Here is a 19,002-nt window from a genome sequence, read left to right on the forward strand (position 1 = left end):
CTTGAATTGCGTCAGTTATTGAAGGATTGCCATCCAAATTTGAGCTTGATCAGAAGATCAGGGTTACAAAAGCAGGTGTAATTTCGTTTGTAAGAATGAAGGGGGATAAAATAATGTGCTTTAGAAGCATTATTATATAAAACCCAAATTTCAAAAAAAATCCCAAAGATGTTCCTTGGAATTGGTAGTAACTCTCGCGTGAACGTCGGATATCTTATATACTTGGGAAAGAATCCGACTTAATGGTTAGAACGGTATAGAAAGCGGGGATTAGTTATGTCCCAATATAGTGCGTCAATAATTACACATTCATTTTGGTTTACGGAGTTTTCACAATATTTAGAATTACGGGATCAAGGCATCGATGATGCAGATATTCGATCGATGAGTATTGACGATAACTATTTTCAACAACAGTCAACAGCACGGGCTTTAGATATGGTGCGCGTAGTTAAGCAGCGAGTAGATACTCTTGATGTAGATTATTTTGACTTATTTCCATCATTAGATTTGGAAAATCAAAAAATTGTTAACTTGTTAGCTAGTTTGCATTTAAACCGATTATTTGATGAGTTTATGTATGAGGTTTATCGGAATGAACTATTACTGGGAGATGCTAAGCTTCATAGTTATGAAATTGAAGCTTTTTTTAGTCAAAAACAAGTTGAAAATGAAAAAATTGCTAGTTGGAAAGAGGAAACAATTCGACGAATGGCGGGGACGTTTAAGACTTTCTTGCGAGAAGCGGATCTGTTAGAGAATCAGGGAGACTACGATTTAGTTAAACGGCCTCTCTTGGATGTACGTTTAGAAATGTTGTTACATACAAAAGGTGAAGATCGACAGTTAGCTGCATTGGTAGGGAGATAGCATGACAGATACAGTTTTGAAATTAAAGCATTTAAGAGAAAAGGTTGCTGATCCAGATTTTCAACAGAGTCGAGGATTATCCAATGAAGTTTCTTATTATATTCTAGCTTTTTCGCCACAAGATCAGCCACTAGTGACCGAGGAGATTGGGTCAATGCGGCAACAGTTGAATCGAGAAACGGTTGGAATTGATATTGTGGAATTTAATCTTTACCACATTATGTGGGAATTGCTTGATGATATGGGAATTCGCGAAGATGTTTTAGCAATGGAAGAAAGCGATGGGATTGATTATCTGACAGAACAGTTAAATAATGCTCTAGAGATGACTAGTTCGGAGAATATGTTTGTACAGTATATGCAACGGCATTTACCCAAGACCCCAGTTGTGGTTTTTGTGACTGGTATTGGTGAAATTTTTCCACTGATTCGCGCACATAAGGTTTTAAACACAATGCATCAAATTGTAACCAGTGTGCCGGTAGTCTTCTTCTACCCTGGCACGTACGACAGTTTAAGTCTCAGTATGTTTGGTGAGTCTAAAGAGGATAACTACTACCGAGCATTCCAAATTAACTAGGGGAGAACCGTGATGAAAATAAGAGATATTTTTGCAAAATCGATTGATCGTGATATTAAAGGTGTTATCACAATCGGGGATGAGCAGGATGCTAATGTTAAGCAGGAATTAGAAGAATATGTTGTCACGAAGGAATTAGATAATCACTTTAAGGACTTCTTCGCGGCTTATGCAGAGGGAATTCGCCACGATACCACTAACATGGGGGTGTGGATTTCAGGGTTCTTTGGTTCTGGTAAATCACATTTCTTAAAAATATTGGCTTACTTATTAGAGAATCGTGAAGTAGCCGGAAAATCTGCGTTAGACTACTTCGTTGACGATGATAAAATTCATGATGCCCATACCTTAGCAGATATGAAGTTAGCAACAACAGTTCCGAATGAAGTAATGCTGTTCAATATTGATTCGAAGGCTAAAAATGGGAACAAATCGCAAAAAGATGCCATTTTAAATGTCTTTTTACAAGTCTTCAATGAACAATTAGGTTTGTTTGGCGCTGACTTTTGGATTGCTGACTTGGAGCGTGATCTGATTTCTCAGGGAAGGTATGAAGACTTTCAAGCGAAATTTCAGGAATTGGATAAGCAACATCGTGAATGGAAAGAAGCACGTAATGCATATGCCTTCTTGAAGGGTACAATTCGTGACACTTTAGTTGCCATTGAGTTCATGTCCACTGCCGATGCTGATGGATTTATTGACCAACTGAAGAAAGAGTACCCGATCAGTGTCGAAAGTTTTGCCAAGTTGGTTAATCAGTACATTGAAAGTAAAGAAAAAAACTACCATATGGCTTTTCTGGTTGATGAAGTTGGTCAATACATTGGTTCTAGTCAACAACGGATGCTGAATCTACAAAGTATTGTTGAAGATCTAGGAACTTATACGCATGGTAAAGCGTGGGTCATTGTGACCAGTCAGCAGGCAATCGACAAGGTGACAAAAAACATTAATGGCCAAGATTTTTCTAAAATTCAAGGGCGATTTAATACTCGAATTGCAATGTCTTCGGCTAATGTCGATGAGGTTATTCAGAAGCGTCTGTTGGCCAAAACAGACGCGAGTGAACGGCTGTTAGAGAACACCTTTGCTGAGAATCAACATGTGATTAATAATTTAATTAGTTTTGATGGCAAGGAAGAACGGAAACGGTACGATGATCCGCGGATGTTCGCAGATCTTTATCCATTTGTGCCTTATCAGATTTTTCTTTTACAAGATACGCTAACGGCTATTCGGGAGAATGGGTCGGACGGGAAACACTTGGCTAATGGTGAACGGTCAATGTTAGCTGTATTTCAAGAGTCGGCTAGACGACTGGAGGACCGGGATACGAAAGCGTTAGTGCCGTTTAGCATCTTTTTCCAGGGACTTAGTCATTTCCTAGATCATACACATATGATTGTTATTCAGCGTGCCCAAAATAACGAATTGATTAATCCCACTAAGGAAGATAATCCGTTTGCTGTCCAGGTATTAGAGACATTGTTTATGGTGAAATATGTTCCAGATTTCGATGCGACTTTAAATAATCTGGTTACATTGATGATTGATTCGATTGATACCGATCGAATTGAACTAGAAGCCAAAGTTAAACAGGCATTGCGTGTGCTTCAAGAACAAAACATCGTTGAGAAGACCAGTAAGGGTTATGAGTTCTTAACGGATGCTGAACAGGATATTAGTAAGCAAATTCAGCGTCAGAGTGTGGACTCAGGGGATGTCTCTCAAGCAATTGGGGACTATCTCTTTAGTTCAGTGGCCATTTCACGTCGTTATACGTATCCGCAGTTAAAGCAGCAGTACACGTTTGTATTCAATCAGTGGGTCGATGACCGTCCAGTTGGGCCAACTAATCAGGATATTAATTTGAAGATGGTAACGGTTGAAGGCGAAACTAACCGAGATGAAATTGAACTGCGTCGGCAATCTAGTTCACCTGAACAGCCACAGATCATTATCGATTTGCCAGCAGATCTGCAATATGCGGAAGATCAGCGTCAGGTTCAGAAGATTCAGAAGTTTATTTTAAATCCACATGAGCAGTCTCAGGATGCCCGTTCACAGAGAATTATTGATCTGAAAAAGACGGAACTTTCCTCTTTGAAGAAGCGAGTTGCCCAAGAATTGTTAGAAGTTTTACAACAGGCTGACATTTACGTTCAAGGGGACAAGATTGAAGCCGGCAAGAAGGATTTCTTTGGGCGATTGGCGGATGCTCAAGAAAAATTAATTGATGAAATCTATCGTAATCTTAGCTATATTGATTCGGTTAAACAGGATAGTGATGTGGTAGCGCTGTTTAAAGATACGAATGAGCTGGTTAAGAATACAGATAATGAACGAGCAACGCAGACAGTCTTGGAAAGAATTAACCACGAGTATTCGGGTCATAATAAGATTTCTTACAAGTCTGTATTAGAGCGCTTCAGTAAAATTCCGTATGGCTATCGTGAGATTGATACAAAATGGTTGGTTGCGAAACTTTTCGTTGATTCTAAGTTAAAAGTTTACGTTAATGGCGAGGCATTGAGTTTGCATACCGACATCGTTGCGAACGAGATGGCAAAATACTTCTCCAATCGAAAATTCGTTGATGCAGTTCAGGTAGAACCACGCCAAGCTATTAGTGAGAATAAGAAGAAGGATTTACGCAAGGTTGCCTTAGAGGCTTTCGGTAAGCAATCATTTAGTGATTCAGAAGATGACACTTTGGTTGATGAATTGCGTAACAGTATGCAAAATGAATTGGGTGCCATCAAAATCTATCTGGCTAAACCGGTCTATTATCCTGGAAGAGATGTTTTAGAGACGGGTCAATCCCTAATTAATCAATTGTTGGCACAAAAAGATGCTGATAAGTTTTATGATTTAATCAGTCGGAAACGTGACGATTTCTTAGATTGGCGCGAAGATATGACTGAATTTGGAATTAGTGAGTTTTATCAGAGCGTGAGCCAACAAGAAATTTGGGAATCAGCCCAGACGCAGTGTGATGTTTATGAACATTCAAAAGAATTCGTGACCAGTGATCAGGTTAAACAGACTGTTCGTGAAATTTCTACAATAATGAAGAACCGACCCCAGGGAAAGATTAAGCAACTAAAGGACCTGGTTGATAACTTTAAGTCAGTGTATGGGGCAGAATTCGATAGTGGTTTAGGTAACGTACAGCAACGGATTTCAGCGGAACAAAAGGTGGTCAATGAGTACAGTACTGATCATGGCGTTCAAGATGAATTTTCTAGTAAAATTCAACGGACGTTTGCTGATTTACTGGATAATGCACGTGATGCGACCACGTTGAATGGGCTTTATGTGATTCCGCAGCAGGCAACTGCTCGGCGGGTCCGCTTAACTCGCGAAATTGACAGCTTATTGGCACAACGGCTCGCCGAAGTAGAACGTCAACGTAAAATTAAAGAGCAGAATGTAACTGCTACGACGAACGAGAACGGTCCGGTTAATGATAAGAATGATGACGCCGTTGAACCGACACAGATATCGGATGAGGATAGTGAACTGGTTCAGAAACCTCGAGATATCAGTGCTAAAACGTTGCCGGTTGACCAGACGTGGCAGTTGCAGAGTCCAGAGGATGTTAAAATTCAGATCAATCAGTTACAACAGGCACTGTTACAGCAATTGGAAGAACATGGGAAAATCAACTTTGAACTGTAAAGTAAATGAAAGTCATTGAGAGTGAAGGAAGAGTTTATGGATAAAACAGCGATTAAAAAATTTGCGATTGAAGCGCGTCGTTCACTCATCGAAAGTATTCAATTAAAGGCTGCAACGTTAGGAATAACTAAAGACGGTGTGGGCGATAAATTACCAATCTCAACATCAGAAATCGAGTATTACGTAGATGATCAGAGTGCAATCACTGGTAAAGATATCAGTAAGCGACAAAAGTTGGTTGCTGAATTAGAACAACGGGCGCAAAAGAATGACTTTGCAACAGCTTTTAAGGACCTCGTAGAGGAGGTTGCTTATACTTGGTTTAATCGGATTATTGCGATTCGATTTATGGAAGTAAATGATTACTTACCAAGTCGGACACGAGTTCTTTCGAGTACTGAGAATCGAAATGAGCCGGACATTATGTTAGCAGCACGTGATATCGAAGATGATTTAGGTGGCTTTTCGTCAGCTGAACGGTCGGTAATTGATAAAGCGCAAGACACTGAGTTGCCAAGTGACATGGATGCAGAGTATCAAATGCTATTTATTAAGCAGGCTAATGCGTTAAACAAGAACCTGCCATATTTATTTGAGAAAACCAATGATTATGCGGAGTTATTGTTCACTCCAAGCTATCATGATGGTGTTATTCAGCATTTAATTACTGATGTTAGTGAAGATGAGTTTAACGTGGCCGTTGGTGGTCAAGTGGAGATTATTGGGTGGCTGTATCAGTACTACAATACGGAACCCCACGACCAAGCTGTCAATATTACGGGTGGTCCGGTAAAAAAGAATGATATTCCAGCCGCAACACAATTATTTACGACCGACTGGGTTGTTAAATATATGGTTGATAACTCACTTGGAAAATACTGGTTAGAACGACATTCGGACAGCCATTTGGCTGATAAGCTGGATTTCCTACTGCCAGGTGAATTATCAATTACAGCTGACTCAGAGAATATTGAAGAACTCAAAATTATTGATAATGCAATGGGATCTGGTCACATTTTAGTCTATGCATTCGACGTTCTGATGACGATCTACCAGGAACAAGGGTATTCATCACGTGATGCTGCGGTATCAATTATTCAGAACAATTTATTTGGGTTGGAGATAGATAAACGGGCCTATCAACTGGCATACTTTGCGTTAATGATGAAGGCTCGCCAGTTTAATCGACGTGCCTTGCGTCCAGATAATCTGGTACCAAATCTCTATGTTTTTGAAGATACTGATGATATCTCGGAAGAACTTTATTCTCAGGTTTCAGATAATTTAACGGATAGATTGCAGGACGTGACTAATACGTTTAGTAATGCGCGTGAGCTAGGATCAATTATTCATCTTGAATCAGAGAAAAATAACTATTCAGAACTCGCCGAAGCTGTTCAGCAAATCGAGGTAGATGATTTGGATATCTTTGGTGTTCAGAATTCCAAAGCCAAACTTTTGCGCACATTAAAAATCGCACAAATTTTAACGTCTCAATACGATATCGTGGTAACCAACCCACCATATATGAATAAAATGGAACCAGCCCTAAAGAAATACGTCAAAAAGTTCTATTCAAACTATGCTGGCGACCTGTTTTCAATCTTTATTTTTAATAACAGTAATTTAGTGAAGCCAGGTGGATATTCAGCGTTTATGACACCCTTTGTTTGGATGTTTATTAAAACATATGAAAAGCTGCGTAAATTCTTGATTGAAAATAAGAAAATTGACAGCTTAATTCAGATGGAATACTCGGCCTTTGAAGAAGCTACGGTGCCAATTAACACATTTGTTTTAAAAAATACCAAGGATGAAAGTTTAGGTTCTTACTTGAAGCTTTCTGCCTTTAAAGGTGGTATGGGCGTTCAAAAAGATAAAGTCTTAGAAGCCATTGAAGATCCCCAGGTTGACTATCTTTATCGAACTAACCAAGCGAACTTTGCTAAGATTCCGGGTAATAAAATTTCATATTGGGTATCCTCTAAAATTTTAGAGGATTTTCAATTTCTCCCCATAAAAGAATATGGAGTAGTTAAATCTGGAATCATGGCTAACTCAAAGTTTTTAAGAGAATGGTTTGAAGTACCCATGTCTGAGATCCAATTACATGGGACGGATGCATCTGATCTGCAAGGATTCAAATGGTTTCCTATTAACAGTGGTGGTACTTTCAAAAGGTGGTTTGGTAATAATTCTCCAGTAATTGATTTGGAAGATGCGGGTCATGATATCAAAGAGTCAGGAACCAATTATCGGCTTAGAAATTCTGATTATTATTTTAAACAAGGTCTCACTTGGGGAAGAATAACGTCATCAAATACTTCATTTCGCTTATCTAGACAAGGTAATCTTTTTGGGGATGCTGGGCCAATGATGTTTATCGATAATTCTATATATTATATCTTGGGCCTTTTAAACTCTAAAATTATGCCGGCAATTTCTAATATTCTGAACCCAACTCTAAATTTCCAAGTGGCTGACATGAATGATGTACCAGTAGTTAATAATAAAAACGAAGCTGTAGAAAATACTGTTAAAATCAACATTGATTTGACTAAGTATGATGAAGTGAGCTTTGAAACCTCGTGGGACTTCACTCGTCATCCACTCCTAACTCACATCGCTGACGATAAGCGAACTGAAGTTGATGGTGAGCTGCAAAATGCTTTTAAAATATGGCAGGGTGAAGCAAAAGAACGATTTGATCAATTAAAGGCAAATGAGGAAGAGCTTAATCGAATCTTTATCGACTTGTATGGACTGAATGATGAATTGACTCCAGAAGTGGCAGATAAAGACGTATCGGTACGTTTGGCGGACGAGGTTAGAGATATTAAGTCGTTCCTTTCGTATTTTGTAGGAGTTGTTTTTGGTCGTTATTCATTGGATGTGGAGGGTTTGGCATATGCAGGTGGTGACTGGAAGCAAAGTAACTATCAAACATTTGTGCCAAACGAAGATAACCTTTTGCTATTGAATGATGATGATTACTTTGGCGATTCAAGGGACATCATAAATCGTCTGCGGGCCTTTCTTGGAACCACTTTTGGTACTGAAAATGTTCAGGATAACTTAGATTACATCGCTTCTGTCGTTGGAAAAAAAGCGGATAGTAGTGAAGCATCTATTCGACGCTACTTTGTCGACGACTTCTTTAAAGACCATTCTAAGATTTATCAAAAGCGACCAATCTATTGGGAATTCAATAGCGGGAAACAGAATGGTTTTAAAGCATTAATGTATCTTCATCGCTATGATAAAAATGAATTGGCGATGATTCGTACGAATTACTTACATCCGTTGCAAGGAAAGTATGAGCAAAGAATCAGTCAATTATCACAGTTGTTAGCCGATGAGAATGTAGTTAGTCAGAAGAAAAAGTATGAAAAGAAATTAAAGCATTTAAATCAACAGCTAACAGAAATCAAAAAGTATGATCCAATAATTCAACATATTGCAAATCAACAAATTAGCTTAGATTTAGATGATGGGGTACTTGTAAATTACAGCAAGCTTCAAGATGGAAACACGATTTTATCCAAGCTGAAATAATGTCAAAAGGAGCCTCTCAAATCTGTGAGAAGCTCCTTTTGTGCCAAGTGATGTGCCAACTATTTTGATGCACTGTTTAGGATTGAAATGATCTTATCTTGGTCTTGAGACTCAAGCTCTTTGATGATGTGTAAGTAAGTAGATTGAGTAGTTGTAATATTACTATGTCCAAGTCTTCTCGAGACTGAAAGGACACTAACCCCCTTATATAACAGTATTGAGGCATGTGTATGTCGTAAACCATGAAAAGTGATTCTAGGAATATGAAGATTGGTCAGTTTATTTGTTAGGACTTTATTGATTTCAGCACTAACTAGTACGTGACCCGTATTGTTCATAAATATCGGTTGCTTACTTGGGATGTCCTTATTTGATAGAAATTGAATAATTTTACGGATTGTATGCTTACTAACTGCAATTTCTCGAATAGAGGAAGGAGTTTTTGTTTTCATAAATCCAGTTTTGTACTTGTAGTCCCATGCCTTGTTGACATTAATTAAATAGTTTTCAGAATCAATGTCTTCTGTGGTTAGGCCGACGATTTCGCCGTAACGCATGCCGGTCACTGCGGCAAGATAGATAATTAGTTCACCAGGTTGGGTGGTGTCAAGGTTATGAAGTAGTTTACGCCAATTGTCATAGTCTAAGGTTTTGGCAACCTTGGGGCGTTCTTTGCCAGTAATTACGGCCTTTCGAGTGGGATCTGTTGTGATTATCTTTTCATCTAACGCCTCAAGGATGCAGGCTCGGAGCTGTTTATGGAAACATGAGACAGTTCTTCGAGCATGATTCTTTGCAAATTCGTTAATTCTTTCTTGGTAGATTATTTTGGTTAAATTTTTGAGTTTTAGTTCTCCAAATAAGTGGACAGCATGTTTTGCTGTATTTTGATACTTATTGTATGTGATGGGGGAGACAGCATTTTGTTTGTAAACCTTGATCCATCGGTTGTAGTAAGAGACTAAGGTTTCATTGCCGGATTGAACTGTCATAAGATTTGGATGCTCTGTCTGAACCTTACTAGCGGCAAGGATAGCTTCAGATTTTAAAAGAAATCCTGATTTTCGAAGCTTTTTGTATTGACCGTGTGAGTCCTTATAGGAAATTTCGTATTGCCATGCGTTGCCACGTTTTCGATAACTAACCATGTATTTTTCCTCCATTACGTATTACTTGGCACAAGTTTGTCACATATCAACTTGTTAGCCAACGGGAGAACGACAATGTGATAGGTTATCGTCAGCGATGTGAGTTAGGAGTGGATGACGAGTGAAGTCCCAGGAGTTTTCAAAAGAATCCCAATCTATTTTTGATAAACTATGATTTTTTTTGATAAACTATGATTTTTTTTAGATGGCGAATTTTATAATCAAGTTAGCCACTTGAAATTTAGGACAAAATAAATACACCAAGACGTAAATCTCAGGTATCATTGGAGTTCTCACACAAACAATGAAAGAGGTCTTCGTCTTGATGCAAGAACAGCTTACCATGAATCGTCCCAAGGGTCACCATCTAACTTTGAAAGAGCGTGGAAACATTGAGGTCTACTTTAACCACGACAAGCTTTCTCGGCGGAAGATTGCTGAGTTACTTGGCGTTAGCCCGCAAACCATAAACAACGAAATCAAGCGAGGCTTGGTAACCAATAAGAAAATCGTTAACGGTAACGTAGTCTTCTATGAGGTCTACGTGGCGGAACTAGCCGACCAGCGGTACCACGAGAACCGCAAGGCCTGCCACAGGCCTTGTAAGTTCTTCCAGGCGGCTGACTTTATAGCCTTCTTTGTAGAACACTTTAAGACTGATGGCTGGGCTCCAGATGCTGCTGTAGGCCGCGCCAAGGTGTTAAACCTTTTTCGGCCTGACGAGATGGTCTGTACCCAAACGTTGTACAAGTACATCGACGAACAACTTTTAGAGGTCTGTAACTTAGATCTTACCGAGAAAATGCGGCGGCGACTACCCAAGCACGTTAATCACAAAAATAAGCGTGTAATGGGACGGAGTATTGAAGAACGTCCGGCTGAAGTTGACTCTCGCAAGACGTTTGGTCATTTCGAGATTGATACTATCGTTGGTAAACGTGATGGCCATGAGAGTGTGATTATGACCCTGATTGAGCGTCAAACTCGCTTCCAATTTATCCGTCTGATTGACGGGCGTGACGCCGATTCGGTTGAGTACGCCCTGCGAGAAATCCTCGCAGAGTATGGACCAGTTATCAAGTCGATCACCGCTGATAACGGACCTGAGTTTGCCTTGCTGAGCGAGGCATTGCGTTCAGTGGCACCAGTCTTTCATACGCACCCGTTCACCTCTAGTGAACGGGGAACCAATGAGGTCCATAACCGGATGGTCCGCTATGACTTTCCCAAAGGCATGTCCTTAGACGCCGTAAGTCCTCGGGCTGTTGCTAGAACAGCGGACAAGTTGAATAACACACCTCGTCGTCTGCTAGGCTTCCAGACTCCCGCCGAACTCTTCGCCGCCGCCTGCGGCTAGGCTCCTCGCGCCACCAACTTCAACCCCTGAGAATCCCTTGGTATCAGTATTTGGTCCTAGTGACTAACTTGTTCTTGCAATTTGCGATTTTTTTTAGATACTGTGGCAAATTACAAGTTTAATCCGAACAAGCCCGGAATCTTTCAATGGCAGTCTGTTGATGATGTATTTTTAATGGTCGTTGATTAATTAGTTCAAGTGCTGCTAGGATCTCATCAGTCGTTACTTGGCTAAAATTGGTCTTTTTCGGGAAGAACCAGCGTAACCGTCTATTAAAATATTCATTGGAACCTCGCTCCCATGGTGAATATGGATGGCAAAAATAAACTTTGATCTGATAATCCTGTTCTAAGGCCTGATAATTGGCAAACTCTTTACCATGATCAACAGTAATGGATTTTACTTGGGGACCGAAGGCCCCCATAAACTTGCCAAAGGCGGTGTTTAGAGCCTTAGCCGTTCTATTAGGGGCTTTGATGGCCCATAGAAGTCGGGTCTTACGTTCTACGAATGTAACCAGACATGATCGTGACTCACTTCGACTAGAAAGCACCGTATCTACTTCCCAATGACCAAAAGCTAACCGTTGATTAACAGTTGTTGGCCGTTGTTCGATGGAAGTCCCACTTGTAAATTTCCCACGATTTTCGCTCACTCGGTGCTGGCGGACATTCCGATTGGGTAGATCAGTCAATTTGAAGGGGAGCCAGCCACGATTAAGCCAATTATAAATTGACGCAGTGCTCAAGTTATAAGCGGCCGCAATGGTTTCTGGTGACCAGGTTAATCGTAAGTGATTGGTAATTAAAGTCGCTAATGCTGCCGTCAGCATCGAACGACGGCCGCAATTCCGCCTTTTGCGATCTGCATCTTGCTGAGCTAATTCTGGATCATAAGGTTTAACCCGGTCCAACTCATAGCTAATCGTAGCTTTGGCGACGCCTAAGGCGTCAGCCATTACTTGGTAAGATTTATTCCCCTCATTGACCAGTTGTGCTAGTGCGCCACGTTGAAAACGTGATAAAGTAGATGTACCCAAAGTAATCACTCCCTATATTGGTTGGAATTAGCTACTACCATTGTAAGTGATTGCTTTGGGCTTTTTAATTTCTGTTCGGATTAATTATAGAATTTGCCCTGTAATAATAGTTTCGTCATCAGCATATTGTATAGGCAGTTGGCTTAAAGTTCCGGGTTGGAAATTTAAAGTTGGATTTTGATAAGCCAATAATTCCTCTGTAATAGGTGACGAAAGTAGTGCCTGTAGCAAGAAGAGCTTATTCTTGGAGTGATTAAACAACTTTGATCCAGCATTGTCAAAAAGGAACCCAAAATCATCAATCCTAGAAGAAAACTTCCCAGAAGTTAGTGCATTCCATGTTATTCCCGGTTGAAATATATAGTCTAAATTGTAATTGTGAGATCTCACTTTTCCAGCGTTATTTTTAAAATTTCTAATTTCTAATCCATCGTGTTTCCAATTAATGACATACTCATTATTCCCATACCATTTTCGATAGCCTCCGCCTTTGTCGTAAGGAAACCACTCTTTACCACTATTATCAGCCTGACTTCTGGAATGCATATTAAAACCAATATTAAGAATTTTCACTTCGTACCAGAATCTTAAAAATCTCTCATTGTTTGCTGTAGCCATTCCAAGCCTTGGACTTGCGATTTCTTTCAATAGGTGTTCTCCATAGCTAGATAATGCTTTTTCACTAGCCCAATAAGCAATCGGCATTCCTGGAATCTTAGCAAAGTTCGCTTGGTTAGTTCGATTAAATCTGTTTCCAGTAATTGGTACTTTGTTAGGAGCTGTTCCTGAAACATCGCTAGTTTTAATCTGATGATAGGTACCAACGAATTCGAATAACTGGCAATTACGTATAATCGAAACTACCGTCCCAAAGGCAATGCCCATGACATTATTTTCCATGTGCATCAGATTTGATATTGTATATTCTTTTAAAAGATTAACTCGCATTTTCTCAAAGCTTGAAAGGAACATCCATGATTGCATTGTGACCATGGCATTATATCCCCCTGATACCAAGGCTTTATTCCATCTTTCCATAAACATAGCAAATAAGTCAGACTTGGAGTTGGGATAATTTTTCTTAGCGAATTTTGATAAATGCTCACCCATTCGCGATGAACCCATATAGGGTGGATTGGTAATAACTACTTGATACTTGCGACTTAGTAATTCAGCGCAATCTAAAATTGCATTTACTTTATCAATTAACGGAATGAGCTCAAACGACAATTGGTTTTGATTCAATTGATTCAGTTCTTTTCTAAGTGTTGTCAGAGTTTCTATATCTTCAAGTATTAGTGATCCCAGTTCATTTCCGAACTTAAAATCAGCTAATAATTTAGATAATATATCAACACTTTTCTCAGATAACTGTTCTTCCAAAATATTGAACTCTGAAGGCTTAAGATCGTCAGTTCCAGGGATATCATATAATCTAAGTCCTTTAATTTGAGTTAGAGCACGTCGATTGAACTGTCTGGCCTTCATCATGACGGCAAAGTATGAAAGCTGGAAAGCACGTGTATCAATATCTAAACCGTTTAAATTAAACTTGATAATGTTACTTGCGGACTCTCTCTGAGAATAACCTTCAGATTCATAAATTTGCATCAAAACGTCAAATGCATAGACCAAAATGTGACCTGATCCCATTGAAGGATCAATAACTCTTAATTCATCAATTTTTAGGTTTTCTAATGAAGAATCAATTATCTGTAGGCTAGTATCCACGCTATCACTTTGTGGAGCATCAACCATATAATATTTCCAGCCAAAGCTTTGCGCTATTTCACTTTCTGAACGAGTATCTCCCTTAACCAGCAAACTTTTAATCCAGTATTTTCCAAGTGAATTTTGTACCATGTACTTCACAATCCAATCAGGTGTGAAGATTTGTGTCGCTGATGCAATTTCAATATCTCTGAACTTATGAGACTTGGGTTTACCAATTACTATGTCCTTTGGTTCCGTATTGTAGTACTGATACAGCCACCCAATAATCTCCACTTGACCACCAACGGCCACGTTAAACTCATCTTCACTAACATCAGTAATTAAATGCTGAATAACACCATCATGATAGCTTGGAGTGAACAATAAAATTCACAAATTCTACTGCGGTTAGTACTGAAGTACGTTATGATTAACGTACATTTATAAAACGAAAAGAAGAGGAGTAGAGCCATGGCAGATGTGGATATCAATCAAATTATAACCACTCTTAAAAAAAGGTTTACTGAACAAAATCAGTTTGTTTTCTGGTACGACGATAATGGTGATTTTGTTGATAGTATTGCGGCAATTCGTGAAGCATTATCGACTGTTGCGGATGTCTACATCATGCAGCCAGGGCGTCAGCTGGAAACAAAACAGCATTTACTAACGCTTGATCGTCAAGATAAGGTGCTGGTTTATTCACCCACTGCGGAACCGGCCTTAGAGGAAGACCATTTGCGCAGCATTGTTCTGTACTCTGGAAGATTCTCAGCCGACTCAAAAGAGATATTACGTAAAGAGTTAGGTTTACCAGATGAACTGAAGCCGTTTATTCAAAAGTATGCGGCATATTTTGGTAGTAATCGTCGTCGGAAATTATTCGCACAGTATGATTTAGCCAGCTATCAGGAAAATCCTGAATTAGCGATTATGGCTGCGTTAGTGCAACTTAATCAGCCAATTGTTGATTTTTTTGATATTCTCCAAGAAGTTTTACGCAAAGGCATTAAAGAAAGTATGGCCTTATCTGACTTTGAGCACTATAGGGTGCGTCAAGCTTTCTGGTCAGAAATTAATACGCGATTTGGGTATGCTAGTGAATCACCTAAACTGGAAGAGCTAATGACAGGACTTTATGTGACAGTGGCCTTTCAGCAGATGGAGAGGGCGGTTCCCAAAGAGCAAGCAATGTATGATTTAAGCGATCACGCGGCTAACGTTCAGACTTTTATGCAGCAATTCAGTAGTCGCAAAGAGTCGGATGGTTCTGGGGCAGAGGATAGTTTTGATAGTATTGGGGAATTGGTTTGGCAAAATATTGATGGTGATCGGGCCTTTAAGGGCGATAAAATTGACGATTTAGCTAAATCTGATGTTTTTCCAAGATTTGATCAATTGATTCTCTTGTGGATTCAGGAACGGCTACAACTTGAAGATCTTGACAGTCGGTTAGCTGGTCAGACGATTCCGGAAATTACTCGAACTCGGCTTGAGACGCACTATGGGAACAAACCGCGTTTTGCTCGTCTGTACCGGATGATGCGTCGGGCCTGGAACATTATCCATAAATCCCATCAACAACCCGCAGATAGCATGCAGGGGCTTATTAGTGACTACGTTTCTCAAGACGGCTACAAAGTAGATACTGACTACCGTAAGTTTACGTATTACTATCAAATGGCTGGTATGCCAGAGCAATTTGCTAAAACGAAAAAGTTGATTGAATCAATCTATGTAAATAATTATTTGGACAATGCCATTTATGCTTGGAATGATCACTTGGATTTCACTGATTTGAAGCCTAAGCAACTACAACGTAACTTTTACCGGTACTATATTGGACCTGAGAAAAATCGAATTGTCGTTATCATTTCCGACGCTTTCCGGTTCGAGGCTGCTAAGGAATTAGAAAAAAAGTTGAGTCGCGAAGATCAAGTTACAGCATTATCGATGAATTATTTACTTACGGGACTCCCATCGGTTACGTACATGGGCATGCCGGCGTTGTTACCGCACCGGCAGTTAGCATTGAAAGACAAGACGTTACTGGTGGATGGGCAGTTAGCGACTAATCGTGAGGCGCGGCAGGAAATCTTGAAGCGCCAGAATCCTAAGAGCGTCGCATATGCTCTAGATGATTTAAAGGGGGCAACGTCCAAAGAAATTCGAGCTAAGTTTTCGGGACAAGAGGTCGTCTACGTTTATCACAATCAAATTGACGCAATCGGTGATAATAAAAAGACTGAAGATGATGTCTTTAAAGCGACAGACGAAGCAATTACGGAAATTCAACAGTTAATCTCACGACTCCGAACGAATGGTATTTCGCACTTCTATGTCACAGCCGATCACGGGTATATTTATCGAAATGATCAGTTAAAAGAGACGGATAAGATTGAAGTTGCCAAGGGTGAAGCCGATTTGAAGTCACAACGCTATTTGGTAACGCCAAGAAATTTTGAGGTGCCGGGTGTTGGGCAACAAAAGCTAAGTGAGATTCTAGCCAATGATGATCCACGCCTTGTCTATTATCCAAAGACGGCGAATATCTTTAAATCTTCGGGCTCTTTTAATTATGTACATGGTGGTGCTTCACTTCAGGAAATGCTGGTACCTCTTTTAGAAGTTAGAACAACGTCCAATCGATCCGCAGCTCATGATGTTGAATTGGAGCTTTTTAGTATGAATCGGCAGATTACGTCGTTAACGGTGCCACTGGTTGTTCGTCAGTCAGCTGCAATTAGTGCGACGGTTATTCCAGCAGAATTTAAGTTATATTTTGTAAATGATCAGGATCAACAAATCTCGGGCCAGACGACGGTTAATGCCAATAGTCGATCAGAATCCGTAAAGGAACGGATGCAAAACGTTCAAGTTATTTTAGCAGATCGAGATTATGATAAGCAGCGTCAATACTATTTGGTAATTGAAAACATGAGTAGTGGTCAGAAAATAGAAATTGAATTTACAATGGATATTGCGGATTTGAATGATTTTAATTTTTAAGTAGCTGGACCTTGAAATCAGCCGAAGGACCAAGTTAACCCGCGTTCTCACAGACTAACTACGCAGTAAATTTAGAAAAATTAGAACTTTTTCAATTTTATCATTGATTTTTAATCTTTCGCTCGCTATAATAACTATCAAATACTTCAAAACGTTGAGGAAAAAAGTAGCGAACGCAGCGATGCCCAGTGAGTCACGTCTAGTGGAAAGTGACCGTTTAGCGTAAGTGAAAATCATTTCCGAGTTCGATGCTGAATCAGTAGGCTATCGTGGTTGCCACCATTACTTGGCTAGCGGATGTTTGTCCGTGATGAGTGTGGTGGCGTATGCGACCGCAAAAAAGGTGGTACCGTTCTACTCGTAGAGCCCTTTTCCCAGTATGGGAAGAGGGCTCTTTTTAACGTTAAGGGGAAAATGAGTGGAGGTTTCAATATGGAAAATAGTTCAGTTGCACCGCGTAGAAGTTTCAAACAATTATTAGTGGTTAGTTCCCTGATTTTCGGGATGTTCTTTGGGTCCGGGAACCTCATTTTCCCCGTACACTTGGGGCAAATGGCTGGCTCTAACTGGTTCGTCGCCGCTCTGGGGTTTGCCATCTCCGGTTCACTGTTTCCATTACTGGCTATCCTGGCCGTCGTCTTCACTAAGAGTGACGGTCTGTACGACCTTGCTAAGCCGGTTGGGCGCCATTATGCCGCTCTGTTCTTAGTCTTGGTTCACTTAACTATCGGACCGTTCTTTGGCACTCCCCGGACTGCTGCAACGGCCTATGAAATGGCCGTTCAGCCATTCTTACCTACCCGATTCACCACGGTCGGGATGTTGGTCTTCACGGGGTTATTCTTTGGTGCCGCCTATCTGCTAGCCACCCATCAAAACAGCCTAGTCAAGGTGGTTGGTAAGTATTTAAACGCCTTCTTCTTAGCCATGTTAGCTGTCCTCTTCGTCGTAGCCTTCTTCAACCCAATGGGTAGCCTGCAACATACACCAACCGCCGCTTACCAAGCCAACGCCACAGTCAGTGGGTTGTTGGAAGGGTACAACACGGTTGATGCCGTCGCCCTGTTGGCTCTGAGTGTGACCTTTGTTCATGCCGTTCGTGGCCTGGGTTACCGGGATCGCGAATTAACTAAGTTGACCGCCCATGCTGGTACGTTGAGTATCGTTTTAGAAATCGCTATCTACTTTGGCCTGGTTCTGCTGGGTGCTTTCAGTATGAGTCAACTCAAGCTCTCCGCTAACGGTGGGGTAGCCTTATCCGCCATCGTTGGGCACTACTTTAGTAACTTTGGGACGCTGTTCTTAGGAGTCTTAGTCACGTTGGGGGTCTTCACAACGGCTTTAGGACTGGTTACGTCCTTTGCTCAAGATTTCCACAAGTTGTTCCCAAAAGTTAGTTACCTGAACTGGCTGCGGGTCACGACGTTTGTTTCCTTCGTCGTTGCGAATGCTGGGTTAAACGCCATCATCGCTTGGTCCTTGCCCGTATTGATGCTGCTCTACCCACTGTCCTTAGCCTTGATCTTAGTTTCCTTGACAGTTTCCAAGCGGCCTTACGCCGGTTTGGTTTACAAACTGACAATTGCTTTCGCTGCCGTTCCCGCCGTTTTGGACATGTTAAACACCGCTCCCGCCGTTGTTTCTGGTTTTGGCCCAGTGGCCGCTGTTCTGAGCTTCTACCATTCAGTTGTGCCATTCGCTAGCCTAGGGTTAGGCTGGATTGTACCAACTCTGGTGGGCTTCGTCATTGGTTTTGTCTGGGGCCGTGTCCGGTGGGCAGCCCAGTCGACCGTTCCCGACAGTAATCAACTATAAAATAGAAATCTCATCTTTTTCTCATTTTATCATTGCATTTTAAGAAAATGGTGACTATAATACAAATCAATACTTAATAAACGTTGAGGAAAAAAGTAGCACGCCCAGCGATGTCTAGGGAGTCACGGTAAGTGGAAAGTGACCGTCAAGGGTGCGTGAAAGTTACTTCTGAGTTCAGTGGTTGATAAGGCCACTGTGGGTGCCACCATTACATGGCTAGCGGATGTTCGTC

Annotated in this window: 10 protein-coding genes; 7 read left to right on the top strand and 3 right to left on the bottom strand. The window is 40.7% G+C overall.

Annotated elements, in window-relative coordinates:
• The first annotated feature begins 276 nt into the window (after positions 1 to 276).
• From AB3Y94_RS09260 to pglX (AB3Y94_RS09275), 4 genes are read left to right on the top strand one after another with little or no spacing between them, the layout of a single operon-like run.
• A complete protein-coding gene (locus AB3Y94_RS09260; protein ID WP_367295968.1) occupies positions 277 to 870 on the top strand; it encodes a DUF1819 family protein in 594 nt (197 codons plus the stop codon).
• A 1-nt stretch (position 871) separates the two neighbouring features.
• Complete coding sequence (locus AB3Y94_RS09265) at positions 872 to 1,450, top strand: DUF1788 domain-containing protein (protein ID WP_125682911.1); 579 nt, start codon at positions 872 to 874, stop codon at positions 1,448 to 1,450.
• Positions 1,451 to 1,462: 12 nt separating this feature from the next.
• Complete coding sequence (gene brxC, locus AB3Y94_RS09270; RefSeq protein WP_367295969.1) at positions 1,463 to 5,134, top strand: BREX system P-loop protein BrxC; 3,672 nt, start codon at positions 1,463 to 1,465, stop codon at positions 5,132 to 5,134.
• Between the two features lie 36 nt (positions 5,135 to 5,170).
• The gene (pglX, locus tag AB3Y94_RS09275) at positions 5,171 to 8,689 is read left to right on the top strand and encodes a BREX-1 system adenine-specific DNA-methyltransferase PglX (protein WP_367295970.1); all 3,519 of its coding nucleotides are present in this window, start codon (positions 5,171 to 5,173) and stop codon (positions 8,687 to 8,689) included.
• 59 nt (positions 8,690 to 8,748) lie between these two features.
• Here the strand turns inward: pglX (AB3Y94_RS09275) and AB3Y94_RS09280 are convergent, their stop codons facing one another.
• Positions 8,749 to 9,837, bottom strand: coding sequence for a tyrosine-type recombinase/integrase (locus AB3Y94_RS09280; protein WP_367295971.1), 1,089 nt, complete (start codon positions 9,835 to 9,837; stop codon positions 8,749 to 8,751).
• 304 nt (positions 9,838 to 10,141) lie between these two features.
• Between AB3Y94_RS09280 and AB3Y94_RS09285 the strand changes: the two genes are divergently transcribed.
• Positions 10,142 to 11,194 carry an IS30 family transposase gene (locus AB3Y94_RS09285; RefSeq protein ID WP_367294742.1) on the top strand — a complete coding sequence of 351 codons (1,053 nt, stop codon included), beginning with the start codon at positions 10,142 to 10,144 and terminating at the stop codon, positions 11,192 to 11,194.
• A 118-nt stretch (positions 11,195 to 11,312) separates the two neighbouring features.
• On the opposite strand, the gene AB3Y94_RS09290 is transcribed toward AB3Y94_RS09285, so the two are convergent.
• Positions 11,313 to 12,233, bottom strand: coding sequence for an IS30-like element ISLsa1 family transposase (locus AB3Y94_RS09290; RefSeq protein ID WP_011373852.1), 921 nt, complete (start codon positions 12,231 to 12,233; stop codon positions 11,313 to 11,315).
• A gap of 84 nt (positions 12,234 to 12,317) precedes the next feature.
• The gene (pglX, locus tag AB3Y94_RS09295) at positions 12,318 to 14,330 is read right to left on the bottom strand and encodes a BREX-1 system adenine-specific DNA-methyltransferase PglX (RefSeq protein WP_367295972.1); all 2,013 of its coding nucleotides are present in this window, start codon (positions 14,328 to 14,330) and stop codon (positions 12,318 to 12,320) included.
• An 87-nt stretch (positions 14,331 to 14,417) separates the two neighbouring features.
• Here pglX (AB3Y94_RS09295) and pglZ point away from each other — a divergent pair, with 87 nt between their 5' ends.
• Both pglZ and brnQ read left to right on the top strand, forming a co-directional pair.
• Positions 14,418 to 16,955, top strand: coding sequence for a BREX-1 system phosphatase PglZ type A (pglZ, locus tag AB3Y94_RS09300; protein ID WP_367295973.1), 2,538 nt, complete (start codon positions 14,418 to 14,420; stop codon positions 16,953 to 16,955).
• 432 nt (positions 16,956 to 17,387) lie between these two features.
• Positions 17,388 to 18,770 carry a branched-chain amino acid transport system II carrier protein gene (brnQ, locus tag AB3Y94_RS09305; RefSeq protein ID WP_367295974.1) on the top strand — a complete coding sequence of 461 codons (1,383 nt, stop codon included), beginning with the start codon at positions 17,388 to 17,390 and terminating at the stop codon, positions 18,768 to 18,770.
• Positions 18,771 to 19,002 lie beyond the last annotated feature (232 nt).

The sequence above is a fragment of the Levilactobacillus yonginensis genome, assembly GCF_964065165.1.
Classification (GTDB): Bacteria; Bacillota; Bacilli; order Lactobacillales; family Lactobacillaceae; genus Levilactobacillus; species Levilactobacillus yonginensis_A.